At 57.2% G+C, this 26,511-nt stretch carries 18 protein-coding genes and 8 pseudogenes; 17 read left to right on the top strand and 9 right to left on the bottom strand.

The window, feature by feature from the left end; translation table 11 throughout:
* Position 1: 1 nt before the first annotated feature.
* From GDI_RS07335 to GDI_RS19730, 3 genes and pseudogenes are all read right to left on the bottom strand, one after another.
* Positions 2-1,119, bottom strand: a protein-coding gene (locus tag GDI_RS07335; protein ID WP_157864127.1) for an IS3-like element ISGdi11 family transposase whose coding sequence is annotated in 2 segments (ribosomal slippage) — positions 2-867 and positions 867-1,119 — 1,119 coding nt in all. Because the reading frame shifts where the segments join, the coding sequence is not laid out codon by codon here.
* A gap of 58 nt (positions 1,120-1,177) precedes the next feature.
* A pseudogene (locus tag GDI_RS07345) lies at positions 1,178-1,702 on the bottom strand (IS5-like element ISGdi1 family transposase); the annotation flags it as partial.
* A 50-nt stretch (positions 1,703-1,752) separates the two neighbouring features.
* The gene (locus tag GDI_RS19730) at positions 1,753-1,980 is read right to left on the bottom strand and encodes a phosphate-starvation-inducible PsiE family protein (protein WP_157871009.1); all 228 of its coding nucleotides are present in this window, start codon (positions 1,978-1,980) and stop codon (positions 1,753-1,755) included.
* Between the two features lie 66 nt (positions 1,981-2,046).
* Here GDI_RS19730 and GDI_RS19025 point away from each other — a divergent pair.
* The 5 genes and pseudogenes from GDI_RS19025 to GDI_RS07365 all read left to right on the top strand — a co-directional run.
* Positions 2,047-2,609: pseudogene (locus tag GDI_RS19025) on the top strand (IS630-like element ISGdi5 family transposase); the annotation flags it as partial.
* Positions 2,610-2,688: 79 nt separating this feature from the next.
* A pseudogene (locus GDI_RS19735) lies at positions 2,689-2,814 on the top strand (IS110 family transposase); the annotation flags it as partial.
* A 73-nt stretch (positions 2,815-2,887) separates the two neighbouring features.
* Positions 2,888-3,723, top strand: a protein-coding gene (locus tag GDI_RS07355) for an IS5-like element ISGdi1 family transposase (RefSeq protein ID WP_231854247.1) whose coding sequence is annotated in 2 segments (ribosomal slippage) — positions 2,888-2,924 and positions 2,924-3,723 — 837 coding nt in all. Because the reading frame shifts where the segments join, the coding sequence is not laid out codon by codon here.
* A gap of 14 nt (positions 3,724-3,737) precedes the next feature.
* Positions 3,738-4,760, top strand: a pseudogene (locus GDI_RS07360) (IS110-like element ISGdi7 family transposase); the annotation flags it as partial.
* A gap of 296 nt (positions 4,761-5,056) precedes the next feature.
* A pseudogene (locus tag GDI_RS07365) lies at positions 5,057-5,566 on the top strand (IS630-like element ISGdi5 family transposase); the annotation flags it as partial.
* A 275-nt stretch (positions 5,567-5,841) separates the two neighbouring features.
* Here GDI_RS07365 and GDI_RS07370 read toward each other — a convergent pair.
* Positions 5,842-7,764, bottom strand: coding sequence for a potassium transporter Kup (locus tag GDI_RS07370; protein ID WP_012224943.1), 1,923 nt, complete (start codon positions 7,762-7,764; stop codon positions 5,842-5,844).
* 90 nt (positions 7,765-7,854) lie between these two features.
* The gene (locus GDI_RS07375; RefSeq protein WP_012224944.1) at positions 7,855-9,120 is read right to left on the bottom strand and encodes an outer membrane beta-barrel protein; all 1,266 of its coding nucleotides are present in this window, start codon (positions 9,118-9,120) and stop codon (positions 7,855-7,857) included.
* Between the two features lie 363 nt (positions 9,121-9,483).
* On the opposite strand from GDI_RS07375, the gene kdpF reads away from it, so the two are divergent.
* From kdpF to GDI_RS19740, 7 genes and pseudogenes are all read left to right on the top strand, one after another.
* The gene (kdpF, locus tag GDI_RS19030; RefSeq protein ID WP_081482865.1) at positions 9,484-9,573 is read left to right on the top strand and encodes a K(+)-transporting ATPase subunit F; all 90 of its coding nucleotides are present in this window, start codon (positions 9,484-9,486) and stop codon (positions 9,571-9,573) included.
* 4 nt (positions 9,574-9,577) lie between these two features.
* Positions 9,578-11,284: a potassium-transporting ATPase subunit KdpA gene (kdpA, locus tag GDI_RS07380; protein WP_041249344.1), complete on the top strand. Its 1,707-nt coding sequence runs from the start codon at positions 9,578-9,580 to the stop codon at positions 11,282-11,284.
* 16 nt (positions 11,285-11,300) lie between these two features.
* On the top strand, positions 11,301-13,415 hold the full coding sequence (gene kdpB, locus GDI_RS07385) for a potassium-transporting ATPase subunit KdpB (protein WP_012224947.1): 2,115 nt from the start codon (positions 11,301-11,303) through the stop codon (positions 13,413-13,415).
* A gap of 13 nt (positions 13,416-13,428) precedes the next feature.
* Positions 13,429-14,043: a potassium-transporting ATPase subunit KdpC gene (gene kdpC, locus GDI_RS07390; RefSeq protein WP_041249345.1), complete on the top strand. Its 615-nt coding sequence runs from the start codon at positions 13,429-13,431 to the stop codon at positions 14,041-14,043.
* 3 nt (positions 14,044-14,046) lie between these two features.
* Positions 14,047-16,728, top strand: coding sequence for a sensor histidine kinase (locus GDI_RS07395; RefSeq protein WP_041249346.1), 2,682 nt, complete (start codon positions 14,047-14,049; stop codon positions 16,726-16,728).
* Complete coding sequence (locus GDI_RS07400; protein WP_012224950.1) at positions 16,725-17,411, top strand: response regulator; 687 nt, start codon at positions 16,725-16,727, stop codon at positions 17,409-17,411. Before GDI_RS07395 ends, GDI_RS07400 begins: the two co-directional genes overlap by 4 nt.
* Before the next feature lie 102 nt (positions 17,412-17,513).
* A pseudogene (locus tag GDI_RS19740) lies at positions 17,514-17,654 on the top strand (transposase); the annotation flags it as partial.
* Between the two features lie 54 nt (positions 17,655-17,708).
* Here GDI_RS19740 and GDI_RS07405 read toward each other — a convergent pair.
* Positions 17,709-18,767, bottom strand: a complete 1,059-nt coding sequence (locus GDI_RS07405) for an IS481-like element ISGdi10 family transposase (protein WP_012222646.1) — start codon at positions 18,765-18,767, stop codon at positions 17,709-17,711.
* On the opposite strand from GDI_RS07405, the gene GDI_RS07410 reads away from it, so the two are divergent.
* The 3 genes and pseudogenes from GDI_RS07410 to GDI_RS19040 form a co-directional block, all read left to right on the top strand.
* Positions 18,753-19,586, top strand: coding sequence for an IS5 family transposase (locus tag GDI_RS07410; RefSeq protein WP_081482867.1), 834 nt, complete (start codon positions 18,753-18,755; stop codon positions 19,584-19,586). The two genes, GDI_RS07405 and GDI_RS07410, sit on opposite strands and share 15 nt — an antisense overlap.
* 16 nt (positions 19,587-19,602) lie before the next feature.
* Positions 19,603-19,881, top strand: a pseudogene (locus tag GDI_RS07415) (transposase); the annotation flags it as partial.
* Positions 19,882-19,898: 17 nt separating this feature from the next.
* A pseudogene (locus GDI_RS19040) lies at positions 19,899-20,063 on the top strand (transposase); the annotation flags it as partial.
* A gap of 72 nt (positions 20,064-20,135) precedes the next feature.
* Here GDI_RS19040 and GDI_RS07420 read toward each other — a convergent pair.
* Positions 20,136-20,960 (bottom strand): IS5-like element ISGdi2 family transposase, encoded by an 825-nt coding sequence (locus GDI_RS07420; RefSeq protein WP_012553437.1) that lies wholly within the window; start codon positions 20,958-20,960, stop codon positions 20,136-20,138.
* Between the two features lie 478 nt (positions 20,961-21,438).
* Between GDI_RS07420 and GDI_RS20240 the strand changes: the two genes are divergently transcribed.
* Positions 21,439-21,795: a hypothetical protein gene (locus tag GDI_RS20240; protein ID WP_231854249.1), complete on the top strand. Its 357-nt coding sequence runs from the start codon at positions 21,439-21,441 to the stop codon at positions 21,793-21,795.
* 40 nt (positions 21,796-21,835) lie between these two features.
* Here GDI_RS20240 and GDI_RS19050 read toward each other — a convergent pair whose 3' ends face one another.
* Positions 21,836-22,882: a DEAD/DEAH box helicase gene (locus GDI_RS19050; protein WP_231854250.1), complete on the bottom strand. Its 1,047-nt coding sequence runs from the start codon at positions 22,880-22,882 to the stop codon at positions 21,836-21,838.
* Here GDI_RS19050 and GDI_RS07425 point away from each other — a divergent pair.
* Positions 22,865-23,857: an IS481-like element ISGdi9 family transposase gene (locus GDI_RS07425; protein ID WP_012224956.1), complete on the top strand. Its 993-nt coding sequence runs from the start codon at positions 22,865-22,867 to the stop codon at positions 23,855-23,857. The two genes, GDI_RS19050 and GDI_RS07425, sit on opposite strands and share 18 nt — an antisense overlap.
* On the opposite strand, the gene GDI_RS19055 is transcribed toward GDI_RS07425, so the two are convergent.
* Positions 23,807-26,380 (bottom strand): DEAD/DEAH box helicase family protein, encoded by a 2,574-nt coding sequence (locus GDI_RS19055; RefSeq protein WP_231854252.1) that lies wholly within the window; start codon positions 26,378-26,380, stop codon positions 23,807-23,809. The two genes, GDI_RS07425 and GDI_RS19055, sit on opposite strands and share 51 nt — an antisense overlap.
* Positions 26,381-26,511: the final 131 nt, after the last annotated feature.

Consider the following 26,511-nt stretch of genomic DNA (forward strand, 5'->3'; position numbering starts at 1 on the left):
CTCAGTTTTGAGTTAGGGTCTGTGTATTGTTGTATGCCTTGGTGGCGTGTTGAGCGAAAGCCTCTGGCGTCATGCCATTGAGGCTGGTGTGAGGCCTGACGGCGTTGTAGTCGGCCCGCCAGTCCTCGATGACCGTCCGAGCGTGGGCGATGTTACGGAACAGATGCTCATTGAGGCATTCGTCGCGGAACCGGCCGTTGAAGCTCTCGACGAACCCGTTCTGCTGCGGCTTGCCCGGTGCGATATAGTGCCACAGCACCGATCGCTTCTGCTGCCAGGCCAGGATCGCGTTCGATGTCATCTCGGTGCCATTGTCGCTAACGATCATCAGCGGCCAGCCGCGATGCTCGCCGATCCGGTCGAGTTCACGACCGAGGCGTTCGCCTGATAACGAGGTGTCCGCCACCAGCGCCAGACATTCGCGCGTGTAGTCGTCGACCACCGTCAGCACCCGGAAGCGCCGTCCGTTGTTCAATGCATCCGAGACGAAATCCAGGCTCCAGCGCTGGTTCGGCCCGTCGGGCAGCATCATCGGCGAGCGCGTGCCCAGCGCCCGTTTCCGGCCGCCACGCTTGCGGACCGACAGCCCCTCTTCGCGATACAGCCGGAACAGCTTCTTGTGGTTCATCGTCATTCCTTCCCGGCCGAGCAGGATATGCAGTCGCCGGTAGCCAAATCGCCGTCGCTCCCCAGCCAGTTCGCGCAGCCGCCCGCGCGCTGCGGCATCATCCGGGCGGCGTGACGCATAGCGCCAGGTCTTCGGGTCCATGCCGATCAGCCGGCAGGCCCGTCGCTGCGAATACTCTTTCTCCCGGATCGCCCAGGTCACGGCTTCCCGCCGCAAACCGGGCGTCACGAGTTTTTTGCCAGTAGTTCCTTCAGCGTCGAGACGTCCATCACGCTCTCCGCCAGAAGCCGCTTCAGCTTCGCGTTCTCTTCTTCAAGAGCCTTGAGGCGCCGCGCTTCCGACACCTCCATCCCGCCGTATTTCGACCGCCAGGTGTAGAAGGTCGCGTCACTGATCCCGTGCTTGCGGCACAGATCCGCAGCCGTAGCGCCCGCCTGATGCTCTTTCAGGACCCCGATAATCTGGTCCTGCGTAAATCGCGCTTTCTTCATCGTCTGTCTCCAGTGGACAGACCTTACTTCAATGCGAGGGCATTTCAGGGGGCAAGGTCAGGACATCAACAGCCCCATCACGGTCCTGGATGTCGGCGGCATGAACGAGGAGAAAGATCAGGAAGCCGCAGGTATCCGTCACAATATGGCGCTTGCGGCCCTTGACCTTCTTCCCCGCGTCATAGCCCGAAAGCCCGCCACTTTCCGTGGTTTTCACCGACTGGCTGTCAATCACGCCCGCGCTCGGAGAGGCTTCACGCCCCTCGATCTCGCGCAGGCTCATGACCAGCACCGTATTCATGACTTCGAACACTCCGGCACCACGCCAGGCGTAAAAATAGCGCCTGACGGTCGAGACCGGCGGAAAGCATTTCGGCAGCAGGCGCCACGCACACCCGGCCGAGGCTATGTAGAGCATCGCGTTGACCACCTCGCGCATATCCGTAGTGCGGGGGCGACCGCCCCGTTTCGCCGGGGGTACAAATGGCATGATCAAAGCCCACTCCCCGTCCGTCATATCCGATGGATATCGCAACCCTTCCCGGCTATGTTCACGTCGGGCAATACCAGTCCATGTCACCATTCACTCCATCTCTTCGCAAAGACGGATGAATCACAACAGGCTGGTATTGTTCAAAAACTTTCGGATCGGGCTCTGACGGTTGCCAACATACCGATAAGAAGAATTGGCTCGATACGAATAATACCATGCTGTTTTCCTGTGGACGGCATAATAAATGATCTCTTGAATTCAAGTGCAATTAAAATTGTAAAAAACATTCCAAAAATTGCTTGAAGATTCTCAGGTGTGGTCGAACTTATTCCGCGTTCGGCAAGCATTATACCAAAGGCCGTAGCCACTGACTCGTGTGTGAAGTGACGAACGGCGCCGGCTCTGATTCTCTTGATTTTGGGAGGATCTGGCTGATGACGAGAGCGGTGAAGCTACGGGATGACTATTCGGCCTCTGAGCTGAGGCGACTTGCGGCGCGCAGCCGGCAGGCGAACGCTGCGCGCCGGCTTCTGGCCCTGGCGGCGATCCGTGACGGGGCCAGCCGCACCGATGCGGCCCGCGTAGGCGGCATGGACCGCCAGACGCTGCGGGACTGGGTTCACCGCTTCAATGCTGAAGGGCCGGATGGCCTGCGCGATCATCTGCACGCAGGGCCGGCCTGCCGTCTGAGTGTCGCACAGCAGACCGAATTGAAGGCCCTGGTCGAGGCAGGCCCGGATCGGCAGCGCGATGGCGTGGTGCGCTGGCGCCGGGTCGATCTGCAACGCGTGATCGAAGAGCGCTTCGGCGTCGTCTATCATGAGCGTCATGTGTCCACTCTGCTGAAACGGCTTGGTTTTTCCTATGTCAGCGCCCGGCCACGTCACCCGGGTCAGGACGCTGGCGTCATGGAGGCATTCAAAAAAACTTCCCCCGCATCCTGAATGCCCATACCGGCCATCTGCCCAAGGGCAAGCCGATCGAGATCTGGTTCCAGATGCTATGAGGGCAGACACCGCCGGCAAGAAAGGCTCAATCTCAAGCGTGTCAGCACCAATGACGAGGGAGTTCCTGCCATGTCATCCGAGAACGCCATTCACATTGCCATCGAACTCAGCGTTTCCTCCTGGCTTGTCGCGGTAAAGACTATCTCGGGAGCCACGAAATCCCGATTGCATCGCCTCGAAGGTGGAGACGCCTCAGAGCCCGATCCGAAAGTTTTTGAACAATACCAGCCTGTTGTGATTCATCCGTCTTTGCGAAGAGATGGAGTGAATGGTGACATGGACTGGTATTGCCCAACGTGAACATACCGGAAAGGGTTGCGATATCCATCGGATATGACGGACGGGGAGTGGGCTTTGATCATGCCATTTGTACCCCCGGCGAAACGGGGCGGTCGCCCCCGCACTACGGATATGCGCGAGGTGGTCAACGCGATGCTCTACATAGCCTCGGCCGGGTGTGCGTGGCGCCTGCTGCCGAAATGCTTTCCGCCGGTCTCGACCGTCAGGCGCTATTTTTACGCCTGGCGTGGTGCCGGAGTGTTCGAAGTCATGAATACGGTGCTGGTCATGAGCCTGCGCGAGATCGAGGGGCGTGAAGCCTCTCCGAGCGCGGGCGTGATTGACAGCCAGTCGGTGAAAACCACGGAAAGTGGCGGGCTTTCGGGCTATGACGCGGGGAAGAAGGTCAAGGGCCGCAAGCGCCATATTGTGACGGATACCTGCGGCTTCCTGATCTTTCTCCTCGTTCATGCCGCCGACATCCAGGACCGTGATGGGGCTGTTGATGTCCTGGCAGCGATACGCAGGCGCTTTCCCTGGCTGCGCCACATCTTCGCTGATGGCGGCTATGCTGGCGACAAATTGCGATCCGCGCTCGCCTCCATGGGAAAATGGACCCTTGAAATCATCAGGCGGTCCGATACGGCGAAGGGCTTTCAGATCCTGCCGCGCCGCTGGGTGGTTGAACGGACATTCGCATGGCTGGGACGGTGCAGGCGGCTCGCCAAAGACTGGGAACAATCCATTGCTTCCTCAACCGCATGGACATTGATCGCCTCGATCCGAATGCTCACACGACGGACAGCAAGGCATTGTCACGGTTGAAGAACTTTCGGATCGGGCTCTCAGGGCTGCTGAAATTGATCGCGGAGCTTCAAACGCGCGCGTCGACCCAGCCGGGTGATGTCGCGGAGGTGTCATGCTGTTTCGAGGCCGGCCGCGATGGCTTCTGCCTGTATCGTTTGCTGACAGCGCACGGCATCGCCGCGTATGTGCTTGAGCCCACGAGCATTCTGGTCAATCGTCGCGCACGTCGGGCCAAGACGGACCGTCTCGACGCGGAAGGCATGCTGCGTGTTCTTGCGGCATGGCTCAATGGTGATCGCCAGATATGCAGCATGGTGCGTGTGCCGACGCCCGACGAGGAGGATGCCAAACGTACACACCGCGAACGCGAACACCTTGTTCAGGAAAGGCTGCGTATCGAAAACAGAATAGAGGCGCTGCTGTTTACCCAGGGCATCCGGGGTAGACCGTCGTTACGGTCCTGGGAACGCGACGTCGCCGCGTTGCGCACGGGCGACGGGCGGGAACTGCCGCCGTTCCTTCGTGCTGAACTCGACCGCCTGCGTCGTCGGCTTCTCCTGGCGTTGGAACTGATCCGAGAACTGGAAACTGAACGGGCCAAGACACTGGACGCCGCAGCGATGGATGACCGTGTGACTCAAAAGATCGTCTCGCTGAAACAGATCCGCGGCATCGGCGAGAATTTCGCTGCCGTTCTCGTTCGGGAGGTGTTCTATCGCCGCTTCGACAACCGTCGCCAACTGGCCAGTTACGTCGGCATTACGCCTATGCCTTATCAAAGTGGCAGCATGGATCGTGATCGAAGCATCAGCCGGGCCGGAAACCCGCGAGCGCGGACGGCGATGATCCAACTCGCCTGGCTTTGGCTACGCTATCAGCCCGCAAGCGGGCTCGCCTCATGGTTTCGTGAGCGCGTCGGCACCTTGAAAGGGCGGACACGCCGCATTGCGATCGTGGCCATGGCGAGAAAGCTTCTGATTGCGCTTTGGCGCTATGTGGAGACAGGATCGATACCGGACGGTCTCGCATTCGGCACCGGAACGACCGCAGAATAGATAGACAGAAGTGCCGCGGGCCGATCAGTCGTCGGCGGCGATACGGGGAACGCGACCGTCTTCTTCTTTGGTAGCGCCACGCTACCGCGTTTCAGGTGGGTCGCGCGTCGTCGGGGCAGAGCCTCGTGCAAGAGGCATTATGGTGCGGGTCGCTCGCGCGATCCGACCGCATGTAAGGTGATGCAGCCGCTGCTGCGATACGGAAGGGCCCCGAGCCCATAAAAGCACCTGACTTAAGACCATAGGGACAGGAGACACGCCATCGCGAAAATACGTTGACACCTGAACCCTCATGTAAGGACGAGGCCCGGATCGGCCAGAAGAACGGCATCGTCCGACAATGGGCCCGGCGTGGCACGCGGCCACGCCAGCCGGCTGATCAGCGCTACGAGAATGCCTGGCTGTTCGGCGCGATCTGTCCGGCGCGTGGCAAAGCCGCCGGCCTGGCGCTCCCGTTCATCGGCACCGCCAGCATGCAACTGCACATCGAGGAAATCTCGCGCTGCGTCGTCCGCGGTGCCCACGCCGTCGTGCTGCTCGATCGCGCAGGATGGCATACCACCGACAAGCTGAAGCTGCCCCGCAATATCAGCCTGATCTTCCTGCCGTCCCGCGCGCCCGAACTGAACCCGGTCGAAAATGTCTGGCAGTTCCTGCGCGCCAACTGGCTGTCCAACACCGTCTTCGACGGCATCGATCATATCATCGACGCCGCCTGTTCCGCTTGGAACAAGCTTGCCGCCCTGCCTGACACCATCCGATCCATCGGACTCAGGAAATGGGCACACACGGGTCAGTACCTATAACCGTTGGTATTACTACGACCGACACCGTGAGATGAAGAAGGGAAACGCTCGCGATCAGCATGATGATCGCGCTTAGTATCGTCATCACACATTGTTCGAACAGGTCAAAAATACGTTCTTTGAACATATTGTAAGAAATTCCTCTGGTTTTCGACAGGAATGCCTGGATTTATTCAGATTGAGACAGGTCAAACTTCGCTTTAATTTTATACCATTTTTCCATGCACCTTATTTTTGTCGGTATACCACGCCGCTTCGTACGGCGCGATGGATCATCAGATCCCGATACGGACGCCAAGTTCGACAACTCGATCGAGTGGAATGCGCAGGAAGTCGGTAATAGGCGTTGCGTTTTTTGTCATAAGAAGAAAGAGCGCCATGCGCCAACGCGAGATATGGGACGGCTGCGAACGAACAAGCAATTCGCGAGAGACGAAGTAGGAAGCCTGCGAAACGTCGAAACCGGTACTCTCAAATTGTAGTTGCGCCAGCGCGGACGGCAGGTTGGGCATTTCCATGAAGCCGTAACGAAGAGTGACGCGATAAATATTAGGCGCGACCTCCGCGACTTCCGCGCGCTGATCAGTCATCACCTGCGGAAGATCGAGATTTTTTACCGTCAGAAGAATGACATGCTCATGCAGTACCTTGTTGTGCTTGAGATTATGAAGAAGAGATGTAGGAATAAATTCAGGATTTGCGGTCATGAACACGCCTGTCCCTGGCACGCGGATGATGCTTCGGGAATGAGGGAGGCGTGCCATGAATGCCGCTACGGGCATAGCGTCATGCTGTTGCCGCGCAAGAACGAGACTTCGTCCTTTTTTCCACGTGAACATCATCAGGATAAGCACCGCTGCAAGCAGGACTGGTACCCATCCGCCCTCAATGATTTTCAATGTGTTCGAGGCGAAGAAAATTCCGTCTATGATAAAAAAACCGCCAAACACGGCGATGGTCGCCCAGGGAGACCATTTGTACCGATCCCGATAAACAACTGCCGCCAGAATGCAGGTGCAAAGGAATGTGCCGGTCACGGCGATGCCATAGGCAGACGCCAGAGCTTCGGAACTACGGAACGCGATGACCAGAAGCAACGCGCCCACCATGAGCGAATGGTTGAGACCGGGCAGGTATATCTGGCTCTCTTCCGTTGGGTTTGTATGCATGATTCGCATGCGTGGCACATAACCGAGTTGGATCAATTGCCGGCACAAGGAGAACCCCCCGGATATGCACGCCTGGCTGGCGATGACAGTTGCAATTGTCGATATGATGATCATGGGGACCTGGAGCCATTGCGGTCCCAGCAGAAAGAACGGATTGGAGATCGTTGCCGGATCAGAGATCAGCAATGCCCCCTGACCGAAATAATTGAGTGCCAGACAGGGAAGGACAAAAAATAACCATGCTTCACGAATTGGCCTGCGCCCAAAATGGCTCATATCGGCATAAAGGGCTTCGGCACCGGTCACGGCCAGGACTACGGAACCAAGGGCCAGGAACGACAGATAACCATGTTGGGCGATGAACATGATTGCATAGATGGGAGAAAGTGCGAGCAAAATGCTAGGATGATGAATGATCGCCAGAATACCCAAAATCCCGATCATCAGAAACCAGACCACCATCACCGGACCAAAGATGATGCCAATCCTTCCCGTGCCATGAAACTGGATCGAGAACAGTCCGATCAGAACGGCAATTGATAACGGAACCACAAGATGGCTCGCGGCCGGAAAGGAAACCTCGATGCCCTCGATTGCCGAGATGACCGAAACTGCTGGTGTAATGATGCCATCGCCAAAGAACAGGCAGGCTCCTATGACACCGGTCATGCCGAGAAGAAGCTTGACGGATTTACGCTTCGCGGTCTGCTGCGCCAGAGACATCAGGGCGATAATGCCACCCTCGCCATTATAGTCTGCGCGCATGACGAGAATGACATATTTTACCGTCACAATCAGCATCAGCGTCCAGAACAGGAGGCTTTCGACCCCCAGCACCTCGCTCGCGGCGATGGTTCCATGATCCGATACGACCTGGGCAGTCGTGCGCAACGCATAAAGCGGACTGGTGCCGATATCGCCAAACACGACCCCGAGCGCGCCTAATATTGCGGCAAAGCCGGCAGGACGAGCATCATGTCCCGCTGACCCCTTTCCGACCTGAACGGCGGCCGGTGCTGTTAAAGACACTATCTCATCTCCGGTGATGTTGATTGATCAAGCCGCGTGTTCTGCACATTCTTTCGAGATGTGAGTTGTTGCGTTAAGAATTGCCTGTCCTCAAAAGCCGAGCACTGCGTCCGCGCCGAAGGTGAACTGCCCTGTGTTGCGCAGGTCGTTGAAGGGCGTCGTGCCATTGAGGGAGCGATCGAAGCGTATTTCCGGGCGAATCTCGAACAGCTTGACGTGATGTCCGAGGGTGGGATGCCAGTTCGCGCCGAGCGTGAGCGCGCCATAGGTGGTGGGCGGGGCGGACTGGGTATAGGCACTCTTGCCCAATGTGGCCCGGACATAGGAGGTGTCGCCCAAGAACGAGGTGACGAACAGACCCGTATTGTCGCGATAGATTTCGCCGCGATAGTTCAGTGTCAGGCTTGGTGTGACCTGATAGCTGACATAGCTGACGAAACTGTAGGCATCCGCGCGCAGGCCGTCGTCATGCATGTAGTTGAACTCGGCCGTTACGGAGAGCTTGTCGTTGATCTTATAAGTTCCGTTCAGGTCATTCCAGAACCGCTGGGCGGAATTGGCCTGCTTGCCTAGCGCCCGGATGGCGTCTTCCGGGCCGACGCGACCGAGATAGGTGAAGGAGAATTTCCCGCCCAGCAGGCCGCTGCCGTTGACGCCGAAATAGCCGGCTGCCGCGTGATTGTTGTCGCCGCCGCCAAACGAGACCTGATTGCCAGTATCCACACCGAAAAGCGCGCTGAAATGGTCATCCACATGCCATTGGAACATCGCGCCGACATGCTCGAAGGTGGTGGAATACTGGGTTGTGTAGGACAGCGTGTAGAAGGGCCTCAGGGAGGGGTCATAGGACTCCACACCCATCGGAGAGGTGAGGATACCCGCTTGCATATCCAGCCCGTGCCGGGTCAGCCAGGGCAGGTGCAGGTCGAGATGCGCCTGGGGGAGGATGAACTGGTAGCGGCTGGAAATCGCGCTCGAAGTAATCCCGGCGATCTGGAAATAGCGCGCATCCGAGCCGTACATGCCCTGAAGGAAGAAGCCGATCTGATAGTCATGCGCGGTCGTATCGACAGTGCGGTTGACGGTCAGAAGAATCTGGTCGAGCTGCGGTTGATTGGCACGGTCGCCGAAGAACTGGCCGAAATTGACGCCGTTATCGGGCCGGGCGGGATTGGCGTTGATTCCCCCTTCGATCTGCGCGCCGTAGGTGATGGTCTTCGCCCAGCTTCCGAGATCGTCCGCAAAGGCGCGAGGTATGGTCCAGTGAGAGGTTGCCAGGAACGTCATCGCGGCGAAGCCGAGCCGGCGCACTATGGCGGGGTTTGCCCTGGTTTCAGACGGGCACGGAAGCGTCATGATTTCCACTCCGCCCACCAGGCAGAACGTGCCGCGCAATCGTCGGAGACGCTGCAGAATGTAGGCCACATATTTCATACCAGCGATCATTCCCGGCTTGAGATTTTTCTTAGCCGAGTAGGCATCGGGTCATGAGTCTGACAAGAGCAAGGGCCTTTCTGCCCTGCATTTTCACCTGAATTCCTATGAGATTCATATACTGAGGCCGCGAACACCCTCTCTCTTTCCTATGCGGATGCTGCGATAACATGTCCTGGCAGAAGGAAGGGACTTCTATGCTTGATATTCTTTATTGTGGACTTGGGATCGTGGGATTTTTGATTTCTCTCGGCTTCCTGTCCTTTTGTGAACGGATCTAGCGTCATGACCCTGGATCTCATTCTTGGCGGCGCGGTGACCGTTGGCCTTCTGGCCTATGTCCTTCTCGCGCTGGTACGGCCGGAAAGGTTCTGAAAAAATGACGATCGCTGGCTGGACGCTCATAGCCGCATTCCTGTTCGCGACGGTTTTACTTGCTCCCGTCGCTGGCAATGCCATGACGCGTGTGATGGGCGGAGCCAGGGGAGCCATCGGACGCTTCTTTGGACCGTTTGAGGCAGGCCTCTATCGGCTCGCCGGTATAGATGCGGCTCGCGAGCAAAGCTGGTGGGGCTACGCCGTCGCCATGCTGGTCTTCAAGCTGCTCTGTTTCCTGACTGTTTACGCATTACTGCGCTTTCAGGTGCATCTTCCCCTAAATCCGGTAGGAATGGGCACGATTACACCGGACCTTGCCTACAATACCGCCATCAGTTTCATGACGAACACCAACTGGCAGAGTTACGCCGGCGAGACGACGATGAGTTATCTCAGCCAGATGCTGGCGTTGACGGTGCAGAATTTCACCTCGGCCGCCGCGGGTATCGCGATAGCGTTCGCGGTATTCCGGGGGTTCTCACGGGAGAGCGCGAAGACGATCGGCAATTTCTGGGTCGATCTGACGCGGATCACGCTTTACGTGCTGGTCCCCGGAAGCGTGATCCTGGCCTTGTTCCTCGTCTGGCAGGGCGTGCCGCAGACCTTCTCGAACAGCATTGCGGTCACGACGCTCGAAGGCGCGCGCCAGACCATCGCCGTCGGGCCGGTTGCCTCGCAGGAAGCGATCAAGATGCTGGGAACCAACGGTGGCGGGTTCTTCAACACGAACTCGGCGCATCCGTTCGAGAATCCAACGCCTCTTACGAATCTTGTCGAGATGCTGGCAATTTTCGTGATCGGCGCCGGCCTGACGTCCGCTTTCGGGCGCATGGTGAACGACCGGCGGCAAGGATGGGCGGTATTTTCCGCGATGGCGGTGCTGTTTGTCGTGGGGGTAGCCGTGACCTACTGGTCCGAGGCGCACGCCAACCCCGCATTCGCGGCGCTCGGCGTCGATCCGGGTCTGGGCAACATGGAAGGCAAGGAAACGCGGTTCGGGATCGTGGCGTCCTCGCTTTTCGCCACTGTGACGACTGATGCTTCCTGTGGCGCGGTCAACGCCATGCACGAGAGCTTCCTGCCGCTGGGCGGGATGGTTCCGCTGGTCAATATGATGCTCGGCGAGGTGATCTTTGGAGGGGTCGGCTCGGGAATGTATGGCTTCCTGCTTTTCGCGATCGTCGCCGTCTTCATCGCGGGCCTGATGGTCGGGCGCACGCCGGAATATCTCGGCAAGAAAATCGAGGCGCGCGAGATCAAGATGACCATGCTGGGCATCCTGGTGCCGCCCATGCTGGTTCTCACGCTGACGGCGATCGCAATCGTGGTCTCTTCCGGCACCTCGGCGATGTCGGCCAGCGGGCCGCACGGGTTTACGGAAGTCCTGTACGAATACACCTCGGCTGCCGCCAATAACGGCAGCGCCTTTTCCGGTCTCACGGCGAACAGCTTCTGGAACGTCACGCTCGGGATCGCCATGATGATCGGCCGGTTCTTCGTCATCATTCCGTCGCTGGCTCTGGCCGGCTCGCTTGCCGGCAAGAAGACTGTCGCCCCTTCCGCCGGCACGTTCCCCACGCATGGCGGATTGTTCATTGGCCTCGTGATCGGCGTTATCCTGATCGTCGGTGGCCTGACCTTTTTGCCTGCCCTCGCCCTCGGTCCCATCGTCGAGCATCTCGCGATGGGCGCCGGTAAGCTCTACTGACGGGATAAACATCATCATGACTGTTCAATCCGCAATCCCGGCGCATGGGTCGGGCGGACAAGAGGGCGGCCGCGATCCAGACCGTTCAAGCCTCCTGCGCGCCGATCTGCTGATGCCCGCGATCGGCGAGAGCTTCCGCAAGCTCGATCCGCGCATCATGTGGCATAATCCGGTCATGTTCGTCGTGGAGATTGTTTCCACGCTGACCACGATCCTCCTGATCCGCGACCTCGCGACGGGAGCGCCGCATTCTGGCTTCGCCATCCAGATCAATCTCTGGCTCTGGTTCACGGTGCTGTTCGCGAATTTCGCTGAAGCCGTCGCGGAGGGTCGGGGCAAGGCGCAGGCGGCAAGTCTTCGCCGGGCGCGAACGGACGCGACGGGGAAGCGGCTGTTGCCCACCGATACCAGCAAATGGTCCTATGCGGGTGTCTATGAAGAAGTACCCGCGCCCGAGCTTCAGCCCGGCGACGTGGTGCTTGTCGAGGCGGGCGATTTCGTGCCGAGCGACGGCGAGGTGATCGACGGTGTCGCCTCAATCGACGAGTCTGCGATCACTGGCGAGTCCGCGCCCGTGGTGCGTGAGAGCGGTGGTGACCGTTCCGCCGTTACGGGCGGCACGCGCGTTCTGTCGGACTGGATTATCGTGAAGATCACCGCTGCCCAGGGCTCTACGTTTCTGGACCGGATGATCGGACTCGTCGAGGGCGCCCAGCGGCAGAAGACGCCCAACGAAATCGCCCTCAACATCCTTCTCGCAGGGTTGACGCTCGTTTTCATTTTTGCCGTCGCGACCATTCCCTCGTTCGCTGCCTATGCAGGGGGACAGATTTCCGTTCTTGTGCTGGTCGCTCTGTTCGTGACGCTCATTCCGACCACCATCGGCGCGCTGCTCTCGTCCATTGGTATTGCAGGTATGGATCGGCTGATCCGTTTCAATGTGCTCGCCATGTCCGGTCGCGCTGTGGAGGCGGCGGGAGATGTCGATACGCTGCTGCTGGACAAGACCGGTACCATCACCATCGGCAATCGTCAGGCATCGGATTTTCTTCCGGTTCCGGGTGTGACGGAACAGGAACTCGCGGACGCGGCCCAGCTTGCCTCGCTGGCCGATGAGACGCCGGAGGGGCGCTCGATCGTCGTGCTGGCGAAGGAGCGTTTCAACATCCGCGCCAGGGAAATGGCGCAGGCCGGGATGCAGTTTGTCCCGTTTACCGCCCAGACGCGCATGAGTGGTGTCGACATCGGGGAGCGCTGCATCCGCAAGGGAGCCGTGGACAGTGTGCTGGCCTATCTCGGCAATCCGGCGGACGCCTCCGCCCAGGCGGCGATTGCGAACGCCGACACCGTAGGGCGCGCCGGGGGCACACCGCTGGCTGTGGTGGATGGCGACAGGTTGCTCGGGATCGTGGCGCTCAAGGATGTCGTCAAGGGTGGTATCCGTGAGCGTTTTGCCGAATTACGCCGTATGGGGATCCGCACGGTCATGATAACGGGCGACAATCCCCTGACGGCAGCCGCGATCGCCGCCGAAAGTGGCGTGGACGATTTTCTTGCTCAAGCCACGCCCGAGGCCAAGCTCGCATTGATCCGCAAGGAACAGGCCGAGGGCAAGCTGGTGGCCATGTGCGGCGATGGTACTAACGATGCCCCCGCTCTGGCGCAGGCGGATGTGGGCGTCGCCATGAACACCGGTACAATGGCGGCCCGCGAAGCCGGAAACATGGTCGATCTCGATAGTGATCCGACCAAGCTTATCGAGATCGTGGGAATCGGAAAGCAGCTTCTGATGACACGCGGAGCGCTCACCACGTTCTCGATCGCCAACGACGTGGCGAAATATTTCGCCATTATCCCTGCCATGTTCATCGGCTTTTATCCCCAGCTCTCGGCGCTGAACGTCATGCATCTGGGCACGCCGCAGAGCGCCATCCTGTCGGCGATCATCTTCAACGCCCTCATCATTATATGCCTTATTCCTCTTTCGCTCAGGGGTGTGCGCTATCGTCCCGTCGGCGCGGCCGCGCTCCTGCGGCGCAATCTTCTCGTTTTCGGCGTTGGCGGTGTCGTGGCGCCGTTCGTCGGTATCAAGCTGATCGACCTGCTCGTCAACGCGCTCGGCATAGCCTGAAGGAACAAGCTCCATGCTTCGCGAATTGAGGCCCGCCCTCGTCCTGTTTCTCTTCTTTTCCGTTCTCACCGGCGTGATCTATCCGCTGGCCGTCACGGGGGTCGCTGGCGTGCTGTTCCCGCGACAGGCGGGGGGCAGCCTCGTCCTTGTCGATGGCAAGCCGGTCGGCTCGGAACTGATCGGGCAGAATTTCACCTCGCCGCGCTATTTCCATCCCCGGCCGTCCGCCACCAGCGGCCCCGATCCGGTCGATGCGTCGAAATCGGGGCCGCTGCCCTACAATGCCGCCGCATCCGTGGGCTCCAACCTCGGCCCGACCTCGAAATCTCTCGTGGACAGGGTCACGGCAAGCGTCGCGGCGCTGCGGGCTGAAAATCCGGAGGCCGTCAGGAAAGGACTTGCCATTCCAGTCGATCTGGTGACGACGTCGGGCAGCGGTCTTGACCCGGATATCTCGCCGGAGGGCGCCCGATTTCAGGTTCCTCGCATCGCGGCAGCACGGAGCATTCCCGAGGAAAGGATACATGATCTGATCCTGCGCATGACGCAGGCACCGGTCGCAGGGATACTGGGAGAGGCGCGCATAAATGTGCTGCGGCTGAACCTGGCGCTCGATGCTATGAAATAGGTGATGGAGGACCGTACCGACAGACCCGATCCGGATGCGCTTCTGCGTCAGGCTGCCCATGACATGGGTGGGACGCGCGGCCGGCTGAAGATCTTTGTCGGCGCGGCCCCCGGCGTGGGCAAAACCTTCGAGATGCTCACGACGGCGCACCGGCTTATAAGGGATGGCGTCGACGTCGTGGTGGGCGTCGTTGAGACGCACGGGAGATCCGAGACTGCGGCGCTGCTCGACGGTCTGGAGGTCGTGCCCCGCCGTGTCGTGGCTTATCGGGGCCAGACGCTGACTGAGATGGATCTGGACGCGATCCTCGCCCGTCAGCCCCGGCTGGTGCTGGTCGATGAACTGGCACACACGAACGCGCCGGGCAGCCGTCATCCGAAACGCTGGATGGATGTCGAGGAGCTGCTCGCGGCCGGAATGGACGTCTTCACCACGGTCAATATCCAGCATCTGGAGAGCCTGAACGACATCGTCGCCGGTATTACCAGGATTCGCGTCCGCGAAACCGTGCCCGATACGGTGATCGACCGGGCCGACGAGATCGAGCTGATCGACCTGACGCCGGCCGACCTGCTGCAACGGCTGCGCGAGGGCAAGGTCTATACGGCGCCGGCAGCATCACGGGCGATGCGGAATTATTTCTCGCCGGGAAATCTGACGGCGTTGCGCGAACTCGCGCTGCGACAGACCGCTCGGCAGGTCGATGCTCAGTTGATCGACCATATGCGCTCGAATGCGATCAGCGGTCCATGGGCGGCGGGAGAGCGGATTCTTGTCTGCCTCACGCTCCAGGATGTCGACGGAAGCCTGCTGCGCTACGGACGGCGGCTAGCCGAGCGGTTTCACGCACCCTGGACAGTGCTGCATGTGGAGACCAGCCGGGAAGCCGGCGAGACAATTCGTCAACGCACGGCAAGCCAGATGCATCTCGCGCAGTCGATGGGTGCGGAGACGATCACGATACCGGGTCAGGATGTGGCAACCGAGACGCTGGCCTGGGCGCGGAGCCATAACGTCACGCAGATCGTGGCGGGGCGTCCCGCGCGCAGGCCCTGGACGAGCTGGATGACGCCATGGACGTGGACATCGGTGACGCGGATACTGGCCGACCGGGCCGGTGATATTCCGGTCCATGTCGTGGGCGCGACCAATGGTCATGAGGGAGCGGAAGAAAAGCCGGAGAAGCGCCCGCTCGCCTTCGGCCCCTATATCGCGGCGACCGGCATTGTGGCGGGGGCGCTTGTTCTGTCTCTGGTGCTTCGCCATGGGATGGAAGTCCAGAATGTCTCGCTGACATTCCTGACAGCCGTGCTCGGTGTTGCTCTCGGCTTTGGCTTGTGGCCCTCACTTTACGCCTCGGTCATGGCCGTCCTGTCGTTCAATTTTTTCTTTCTTCCACCGCTTTATACGTTCGTTATTGCGGCTCCAGATAACATTGCCGCTCTTGCATTCTTCTCTATTACCGCCGTCACCGCCAGTCACCTCGGCAACCGTGTCCGCGCGCAGGCGATCGTCGCGCGGCATCGGGCGGAGATTACCGAATCATTATATGAGTTCAGTCGCAAGCTCACAGGCGTCACGTCCATGGACGAGCTTTTGTGGACGACCTGTCAGCAAATCGCCACCATGCTCGACCGACAGGTCGTCATTCTTCTGCCGCAGGACGACAAACTCATTATCCGCGCCAGCGATCCGCCGGAAAAGAGCCTGGATTCCGCTGACCTCGCTGCGGCGACATGGGCGTGGCGACATGATCGTTCAGCGGGACGGGGCTCGGATAATCTTCCGGGCGCACGCCGATTGTTTGTTCCGTTGCGGACGGCGCGAGGACCTATCGGGGTGATCGGCCTGGATTCTGACGGCCCCGGACTCCTGCTCGGGCAGGAGCAGCAGCGTCTCGTCGATGCGCTGGGCGATCAGGCTGCACTCGCGATCGAGCGCATCATCTTGTCGCACGATCTCGATCAGGCGCGTCTGCATGCGGAAACCGAACGTTTGCGCGGGGCGCTCCTTTCATCGATCTCGCACGATCTGCGTACACCGCTTTCCTCGATACTCGGGGCCGCGTCCAGCCTGGACAGTTATGACGCCCTGCTTGATAAGAAGGACCGGAAAGAGCTTCTGACCACCATTCGCGAGGAAGCTGAACGCCTCTCACGCTTCGTCGCCAATCTGCTCGACATGACGAGGCTGGAAGCCGGAGCCCTGACCCCGGCCCGGCAACCATGCGATCTGGGTGAGGTTGCCGGTAGCGCGCTGGCGCGCGCTTCCGTAATTCTCCGGCATCATCGCGTGTCGCTCAAGGTTGCACCCGATCTGCCACTGGTCCCGCTGGATGACGTTCTTGTCGAACAGGCATTATTCAATATTCTCGATAATGCCGCGAAATATACGCCCGAGGGCAGCATGGTGATGATCGAGATCGCACAAAAAGGGGGAAGTCTCCGCCTGCGTCTGACCGACGAAGGGCCTGGTCTGCCTGCCGATAATCCAAACCAGATATTCGACAAGTTCACGCGCATCCAGTTTGCGGATCGGCAGCGACCAGGAACGGGGCTTGGTCTGGCGATCGCCAAAGGATTTGTCGAAACTGCGGGTGGTTCGATCACAGCGGAAAATCGTCCCGATCGCACAGGAGCCGTATTTACGCTAAGTTTTCCGATTGTAGCGGAGGTATCAGGATGAGCGCTCCGCGTGTCCTCGTTGTCGATGACGAACCTGCCATCCGGCGTCTTCTGAGAACCAGTCTTGCGACCCAGGACTGGCGCGTGATCGAGGCCGGAAACGGCATAAGCGCACTGGCTGCAGTGAAAGCTGAAGAGATCGACGTCGTGCTGCTTGATCTGGGGCTGCCAGACATGGACGGCATCGAAGTTATTCGCCAGATACGCCTGGTGTTGCCCACCTTGCCGATTGTCGTACTTTCGGTGCGCGACGATGAACGGGGCAAGGTCGCGGCCCTGGACCTGGGTGCGGATGATTATGTCACCAAACCTTTCGGCATGGCCGAACTGGTCGCCAGGCTGCGCGCAGCACTCAGGCATGCCCTTCAGAAAGAAGGCACGATTCCGCTGTATGTCTCGGGTGACCTCAGTGTGGATCTCGTGCGCCGTATCGTGACCCGCAGCGGTGAGGAAGTGCATCTTTCGCCGCGAGAATGGGATATTCTACGGCTTCTGATCCGCCATGCGGGACGTGTCCTGACTCATAAGCATATATTAGGGCAGCTCTGGGGTGCGAACGGAGATGTCCAGCAGTTAAGGGTGTATATTCGTCAGCTTCGCCAGAAGCTGGAAATTAACCCTGAGAGGCCAAGGCATATTATTACCGAGACTGGGATTGGATACCGCCTGACCCTTGTGGAGTGACGTCACTCCAACGCTGGATCGCTGTCTAAGAGCCCGATCCGAAAGTTTTTGAACAATACCAGCCTGTTGTGATTCATCCGTCTTTGCGAAGAGATGGAGTGAATGGTGACATGGACTGGTATTGCCCGACGTGAACATAGCCGGGAAGGGTTGCGATATCCATCGGATATGACGGACGGGGAGTGGGCTTTGATCATGCCATTTGTACCCCCGGCGAAACGGGGCGGTCGCCCCCGCACTACGGTGTAGAAGTTTGCACTTAATCTGACGGACGGCTTGAAGTGGCCGGCGTGGATGCTACGCGTTCATGTGGTGTTCGACGTGGCGCCCGATATCTTTTTCGCGGGCGTGGTGGGCTGCGTCAAGGAAGGTTTGCATCGGGGTTTTGCCGAAGCAGTATCGTCCCTGGTGGGTGCGATTGCGGTTGAAGTCATCCATCCATTCGTCGAGGTCTGCCTGGAGTTCGTGGATGCTGTCGTAGATCTTGCGGCGAAAAGTGACACGATAGAACTCGTCGAGCATGGTCTTGTGGAAGCGCTCGACGATGCCGTTGGTCTGCGGGCTGCGCGCCTTGGTGCGGGTATGGTCGATGTTCTCCACCGCCAGATAGAGTTCGTATTCATGGCGGTCATGAGAGCCGCAGAATTCGGTGCCCCGGTCGGTCAGCACGCGCTGGAGCGGGAGATCGTGCAGCTCGAAGAAGGGGATGACGCGGTCGTTGAGCAGGTCGGCAGCGGTAACCGGGGTCTTGCGGTCATAGAGCTTGGCGAAGCCGACCTTGCTGTAGGTATCGACGAAGGTCTGCTGGTAGACGCGACCGACGCCCTTCAGGGTGCCGACATAGAAGGTATCCTGAGCGCCGCAATAGCCGGGACATTCGGTCTCGAACTCGCCCCAGGCCTCCTTGTCGGCCTTGGCCTTCTCCAGGGCCGCAAGCTGGCTTTCGGTGAGGATCAGCCGTTCCTGGGCCATCTTGGCTTCGAGCGCCTTGAGGCGGAGCTTCATGGTAGCGAGGTCGTGGCGCAGCCAGATGCTGCGCACCCCGAAAGGAGAGACGGTGACGCCGCGCTTGAGCAGTTCGTTGGCCACGCGGGCCTGGCCCCAGGCCGGTTGTTCGATGGCGATCGCGACCACTGCTTCCTCAACCGCCGGCTCGACGCGGTTTTTCAGCAAGGGTTTGCGGCGGGAGAGTTCCTGGAGCGCGATTTCGCCGCCTTTGTCGTAGAGCTCCTTGAAGCGGTAGAAGCTGTCGCGCGAATACCCCATCATCTTGCAGGCCTGGGAGACGTTGCCCAGTTGCTTCGATAGTTCCAGCAGGCCAACTTTGGCGCGGATGATCTTCTGGTCACGGGTCATGAGGATATCCTCCGATGGCTGCGGCGGGGGCTGCGTCGCCCGGCCACTCCGCCCCCGCCGCAGCCCTGGTTGAGCTTCAGCAGACACCATCCGTCAGATTTAGTCGAGACTTCTACAACTACGGATATGCGCGAGGTGGTCAACGCGATGCTCTACATAGCCTCGGCCGGGTGTGCGTGGCGCCTGCTGCCGAAATGCTTTCCGCCGGTCTCGACCGTCAGGCGCTATTTTTACGCCTGGCGTGGTGCCGGAGTGTTCGAAGTCATGAATACGGTGCTGGTCATGAGCCTGCGCGAGATCGAGGGGCGTGAAGCCTCTCCGAGCGCGGGCGTGATTGACAGCCAGTCGGTGAAAACCACGGAAAGTGGCGGGCTTTCGGGCTATGACGCGGGGAAGAAGGTCAAGGGCCGCAAGCGCCATATTGTGACGGATACCTGCGGCTTCCTGATCTTTCTCCTCGTTCATGCCGCCGACATCCAGGACCGTGATGGGGCTGTTGATGTCCTGGCAGCGATACGCAGGCGCTTTCCCTGGCTGCGCCACATCTTCGCTGATGGCGGCTATGCTGGCGACAAATTGCGATCCGCGCTCGCCTCCATGGGAAAATGGACCCTTGAAATCATCAGGCGGTCCGATACGGCGAAGGGCTTTCAGATCCTGCCGCGCCGCTGGGTGGTTGAACGGACATTCGCATGGCTGGGACGGTGCAGGCGGCTCGCCAAAGACTGGGAACAATCCATTGCTTCCTCAACCGCATGGACATTGATCGCCTCGATCCGAATGCTCACACGACGGACAGCAAGGCATTGTCACGGTTGAAGAACTTTCGGATCGGGCTCACGCTATCCTCATCGTCGATCAGGCAGCGTGGCATACCAGCCCGAAACTCGATATCCCCGCCAACATCACCATCCTGCCGCTCCCGCCACGCTCGCCCGAACTCAATCCGGTGGAAAACGTCTGGCAGTTCATGCGCAATACCTGGCTGTCGAACCGGATCTTCCGCACCTACGACGACATCGTCGATATCTGCTGCCACGCCTGGAACCAGCTCGTCGACCAGCCCTGGCGCATCATGTCCCTCGGGCTACGACAATGGGCACATGGGTTTTAACAAACAGGAGTTGGTATTACGCCTTACGCAAGCAGACCGTCGAACCGGTCTTCGGTATCATCAAGAGCGCCATGGGCTTCACCCGTTTCCATCTCCGTGGCCTCCCCAACGTCGCAACAGAATGGACGCTCGTCGCCCTCGCATATAATTGCCGTAGGATCACGCGACTGACGGCCGCATAAACGCCGTCGTCGCCATCACTCATCACTACGGCAGCGCCCAATCCGACAGCCTGTTAGAGCCTGTTTGGAAAGTCATGGATGAGCGTTTCTTCGGGTGAGATTGGCGCCCATGGCGACGAAGATCATGGCCTGTGAGACATCGATGCGACGCTCGTAATCGCGCACGAGGCGTCGCCATCGGGTCATCCATCCGAAGGTTCGCTCCACGACCCAGCGCCGGGGGAGAACCTCAAAGCCTTTCGCTCCGTCCCTGCGACGGATCACCTCGACGACGAAGTCCAGGTAGGCAGCCTTGTCCATCAACTGGAGCCGGTCATAGGCACCGTCCGCGAATAGATGCTTGACCCACGGCCAGCGCTTGCGGATCGCGTCCAGGATCATCTGCGCTCCGGCGCTGTCGGAGATGTCCGCCGGCGTCAGGTTGACCATCAGCAGGCGTCCGTCCGTATCCACGGCGATATGCCGCTTGCGCCCGACAATCTTCTTTCCAGCGTCGTAACCTCTTGTTTTCGCGTGCGGCGCCTTGATGCTCTGGCTGTCGATCACTCCGGCCGAAGGGCTGGCTTCACGGCCCGAGCGCTCCCGGTCAAGCATCAGTTCCACATCATGAATGGTCTGGAACAGGAACCGCCGGGCCAATTCCCTGAACCAACCATAGACCGTACGCCAATGCCCGAAATGGATCGGCAGCATTCGCCAGCCGCAGCCGGATCGAACCAGGTAACGAACCGCGTTGATCACCTCGCGGAATTCGATCTCGCGCGGACGCCCCGTGCGTCCCGGCTCGGGCATCAGTGGCGCGATGCGCGCCCATTCCTCCTCCGTCATATCAGACGGATAACGCTTCGTCTTGCGGGTAATCCTGGCCATGCGGCCTCTCTGCTCTGGCGTCCACATCCAGAGCTTGAATCACACTTCAGCGACTTTCCAAACAGGCTCTCAGACGCTATCATATTCAGCGTAAGGGTGACAGCATTTTCAAATTCGCATCATATATAATACCCAAATTTCATATTGAGTATTATATATGGTACGTTAAAAAAGATAAAAATAAACTGAGCGTGTCCTGTTTTTTGATTTTTACACGGCGCAGTAAATCGCGTTGGTTTCGACGGAAACCAACGCTCCTATGCTGGTTGCCATGTTCGTATTCAGGATGGGTGGGTAGAGCCTGTTTCATTCAATACTATTCAGGGTGTATCTTCGATATCGGATAAAATATTTTGAAATTCTACTTCTATCTGGACGAAACATTATGTGTAGCAAATCAACTCAGTTTCAATCCATGTCATGGACTGTTGATGAGACAGTGTATGAATTGAGGCACGAAGGAGAGAGGCTGGCTCTTTATGCTGGCAGGTCGCATCTTCTCGCTATGACTTTAGCTGAATGGAAAATTCTCTCCGGGGTTATTGGTGTTTTTGGCCAGGTTAAAGCAGCACAGGCGGATATAACGCACCACGTGCCATCAGGCGTAGCTCATCCCAGTGCTTCGGCGACCACGACGACCAAGCCGGCCAACATGGGTACTCGTTGGACAGAAGCCCATGATAAGGATTTGGCAGCTCTGTGGTTCAAAGGCTCAACCCTTGAGCAGACTGGCGCCGAAATAGGACGAACAGTGCCCAGCGTCGCTTCACGACTAGTGATTCTTGATATCGAACCAGATATTGAGAGCGTTTATGTTGAAAACCGTTCACGTAGAAATAAGAATACGGCCCCGGCTTCCTGAAAGCCGGGGCAGAAAAACACATTATAAACGCCAGACTGGTTTAACCTTCATTTTCCTTTTCACAGGCTATTTCGATCCTGCGCATAAATTCTTCAGGTGTGATGCGTGGCAGATCCTGTTCGGATGCCACGGAAAAATGAGGCAGACCACCCCAGATTACAGGGTCACCAATCATGAAAAATCGGTGCTTTGCTCTAGTTAATGCAACATTCAAAAGATTGGGCTTGCTGGCGGCCCATTGAGCAGCTCCCGCAGTTTCTCCGTCACATCCAAGCACCATAAGAACCGTGCTTTCTTCCTTCCCTTGAAAGGTGTGAACGGTACCAATTCTCTCTCGACACCACTTCGTCAGGGCAGTTTTAGGTAGATAGTCGCTGTTCCCCATTTCCCAATTGTCAAGATTGCCGAGGGTTTCGATAAGAGCGGCCTTGATACGACGGAAGGGTGAGATGATATAAAAATCTGGTAGACCACCGGTAAGGTGTAGAACCTCTCTTACTGCTCTCAGCGTGAAGTGGATCTGCTCTGTCACGACCTGATGGTCTGATGCTGAACCACCAAGGGTGATCCATGAGCTCTGGCCAAGGTCGAAGCTATTTTCAGGAGGAAGCCGACTTTCAGGTTTATTGTATCCGTGAAAAACCATTTTTTCACTATAAGCGATCGTATTTGCAATAGAGAACATCGGGTCAGCACATCGTCTATGAACACGCAAAGGGCAACCGACCCACTGCTCTGTGCCATTGTTTTCTATATAGGCGCCGGTTGCATTGATGCGATCAGCCAGCACCTGTACGGATGTGTGGGATGGTGAAAAAACAGGAACTTCAGGATCTGAAGAACCAAGGCCACTATGTTGCGCAAGCAGACTGACCAGTCTGGGAGGGACGGTAAATACAGGTTCGATCTGCATCGGGTCGCCAACCACAACGGCGTGTTTTGCTCTCCAGAGAGCGCCAACAGCAGCCTGCGGGATAGCCTGCCCCGCTTCATCGACAAAAAGCCATCCTAGATGTTTGGTCCCGGGATTTGGTGGTGCATTATTTTCACATGAGTGGAAGGATGCGCTATGGGCCAGGTTCACCACGGAAGCGCCACGACGACAGCGGCAGTCCGTCGAGCGATACAACATAGTCAAGAGAGCCTGAGGGTTCTGGCGAAACGCTACGGGATCAACCCGAAGACGGTCGCCAAATGGAAGGGGCGGACCGATACGTCGGATCGACGCACCGGTCCGAAGGTCGCATCCTCAACCATCCTGTCGACCGAAGAAGAAGCGATCGTTGTGGCCTTCCGTCGCCATACCCTGCTGCCTCTTGATGATTGCCTTTATGCGCTTCAGGCGACGATCCCGCATCTGACGCGATCTTCCCTGCACCGTTGTTTTCAGCGCCATGGGATCAGCCGCCTGCCCGAGACCGAAGGCGACAAACCAAAACGGTCGAAGTTCAAGAGTTATCCGATCGGCTATTTTCACATCGACATTGCTGAAGTCCGCACTGAAATGGGGCGCCTTTATCTTCTGGTGGCGATCGACCGGACCTCGAAATTCGCTTTTGTCCAATTGCACGAGAAAGCGACACGTCGCGTTGCCGGTGACTTCCTGCGTGCTCTGGCCGCTGCGGTTCCCTACCGCATCCATACCGTGCTGACCGATAACGGCACGCATTTTACCGATCCGGCCGGCAATGGATGGACACCCGAAGACATCAAGGCCATGCGGGCGGATGGTGTCCTGTTCCGGTGCCACTCTTTTGAACTGGCCTGTGCTGATCTCGATATCGAGCATCGACTGACAAAGCCGCGACATCCCTGGACGAATGGCCAGGTCGAGAGGATGAACCGCACGATCAAGGACGCCACCGTCAAGCGCTTCTACTACGAAACACATGACCAGTTGCGTCAACACCTCGCCGACTTCGTTACCGCCTACAATTTCGCCCGCAGGCTCAAGACCCTGCGCGGCCTCACTCCATATGAATTCATTTGTCAGCAGTGGGAAAAAGAACCATCACGGTTCATACATAATCCGCACCACCAAATCCCGGGACAAAACACCTAGAGAGCTTTCGCCAAGATCCCTGAACTGGGTTGCAATCGATGCAAATGTACTGGAAATGACAGGCACAACCATAAAGAGGCTTTGCCATATAGGAAGAGCATCTTCCTTCGGGTTGTTGAGTCTTCCTCCTCCAAGCAGCTTGGTAATGGCCACGAGATTGCCGCCAAATCCACCATTATTTTGTGTTACCTCATAGAGCCATTCTTCGTGCAAGGTCATGGCTGCAGCAAAAAGCTCGGAGCGAAGTCTGTTCAGATTTGCGTCGTACCACAAACCGTCAGTTTGCCAGTTATCCTGCTCAAGGTCTACTTCATCTGAAGGGAAACGAATAGAAGGGAATAGTGCTCGGAGTTTGCAAATTTCGTCTTGTTTTTCTCTCCATGAGATCTGTCCTGCAGCCAGGTTATCACGGGTTGTCGTTACAGAAGACTTGGTGGTTGCGAGTTTTGATTTTGCTTCTTCCAGACTGTTTCGGAGGTCATAAATTTTTTTGAGCTCTCCTTCTTTTAGGTTGCGAATATCCGAAAGTGCTTTGTCACACTTTTTCTTCTCCTCCTTCTTTAAGAGTTTTTCAAAAAATCCTCGTGGAGAGGTGGCTATAATTAACTCTTCTCTTTGTGAAAGAGTATTGAGTTGGGATTCAGCTTGATTAAGTTTGTATTCTATGGAACTGAATTCCATCAAGGCATTTTCATATGTCAGAGTGGCCATATCAAATGCCTGTTGCAAGGAAAGACAGAAGTCTTTTTCAGATAGATTACTTTCGGAAGTATGGAGTTTTTTATAATTTTCCAGATTGGCAATGCGTTCAGCTACTGCTTTATCTGCTTTGATAAAGGCTTTCTTTGCTGATTCAAACGATATGCTCTTGTGTCTTTTCCGCCAGTTCCATATGGATTGCTGAAGATCCGGATCGTAATTCGGTAGGAGTTTGCGTTCCTGGGATTTGCCAGAGGGGGTGCCGTCAAATTGCAGTCCCGACTGAAAGTGGCGCCTGTTCTGGGACCGACCCAGTGCTGCGGCAAATAGCCCCCACGGCACATTATCAGGTTTCAGCTTTTCATATTTTCCGTTGGATCGACGTGAAGCAATATTATGTGCTACCTGCTGAAGATAACTGACGGAAGTATCGTTATCCTGTGCTCTCCAGAATTCTCCTATAGCTGATGCTTTTGGGATATCTTTAGAAAGATTTTCGACCGCTGCATTGTTGGAAGATACAACAACCATCTCGTAACCGGTTAGATCGTCATTGAGAAGATTAAGAGAGCTTGTTTCCTGTCCATTATCAAATTCGATTTTTATTTTTCTAAGAAAAGCATCCTTGGCTTGAGCAAGACGCGATAAAACTCTTGCCCGTCTTGTCATCAGTTCCGAAAAAACATCGCGCAACAGGGTTGTCTTGCCTGTTCCGGGGGGGCCGTTGATGGAAAAAATATCCCCATCATGCAGGGTGCCAAGCAGTGTATTGAGTGCAAACTGCTGCATCAGACTCATGGCATGCAAGGGGTCTGATGGCCAGTGTGCTGAGGGAAGTCTGGAAGGTTCAAGCCCTTCCATGATTTTCTGTAATCCCTCAGGGGTATAGAGATCTACCCGCTTTTGTATGTCCGGTTTTGAGAGATAGGTGCTGACCAGTCCAGCCTTTGATCCTTGTCTGACGGACCTGATGACCCGGGCGATATCCCGTGCATAGAAACTGTTCAGAATGTCGATATCAGCATCTGACTGAGGGTGGATATCAACTTCCTCCTCATCCGTTTCATCACTGTTCTCGAGAACTGTTTTGGCGGAACTCTCTTTGTTCCCAACCTGTGCCTGTTTTCGTGGTTTGGCTGCTTTTGCTTTGATGACGAGCACAGGTCCCTTGGAGAAAGCCTGGCTAACAGGGCCTGGCCATTCTTTAGACCAGGTAACAAAAATTTCAAGGATCCTGAGTAGATCTGAGCCCCTGAGAGGGTTGGGCTGACCACTTTCACTATCGGAAGGCGTGTCATGGTTAAATTCCAGAAGAGACTGTTTTAGCCAGCGCACATCGTCTTCAAAATTATCAATATCCAGTTTGTCCAGACTCAGATTTTCACGACAGCTCCCAAGCGCCCATGAGACTGTCGAGATAGCCACTGAGCTAAAAGTAGGCTCTCCATTGTTATTCACGCCGATCCGGGCCATACAGGTCGGACCTTCAAGCTTTCTGAGTTCGTCTTCTTCGATGGCTTCGAGATCTTCCGATGCACCAAGAACTTTCTGAACACGATCGGCTATCGCGGATTTATCGAAGACACCGATATAGATGTCGAAGCCAACGATTTCCTTTTCAGGAGGTGGTGAAAAATTCCATATAGAGGTGTTGTTCGGGGATAACTCCGATAGCTCAAGACTTTTGATTGACCATTTGTCTTCTTTTTTAACGTCAAGGACGGCGCGTTGTAGGTCAAATGGAAGAAAGAATTCACATTTATGCCAGAAATCGAGAATATCTTCGATGTCAGGATGGCTCTCTTTATCTGAAATCATAGTCATAAAAAATAATCCGCCGTTTAGAAACATTACACCTTTTTTAGAGGGGCTTCGGTAGCTGGACAAGGTTGGAAGCCGGTTTAAGAGGAATCCGTGAAGCGTAATTTATCTCACGATTATGTGATGTTGCGTCT

The sequence above is a fragment of the Gluconacetobacter diazotrophicus PA1 5 genome, assembly GCF_000067045.1.
Classification (GTDB): domain Bacteria; phylum Pseudomonadota; class Alphaproteobacteria; order Acetobacterales; family Acetobacteraceae; genus Gluconacetobacter; species Gluconacetobacter diazotrophicus.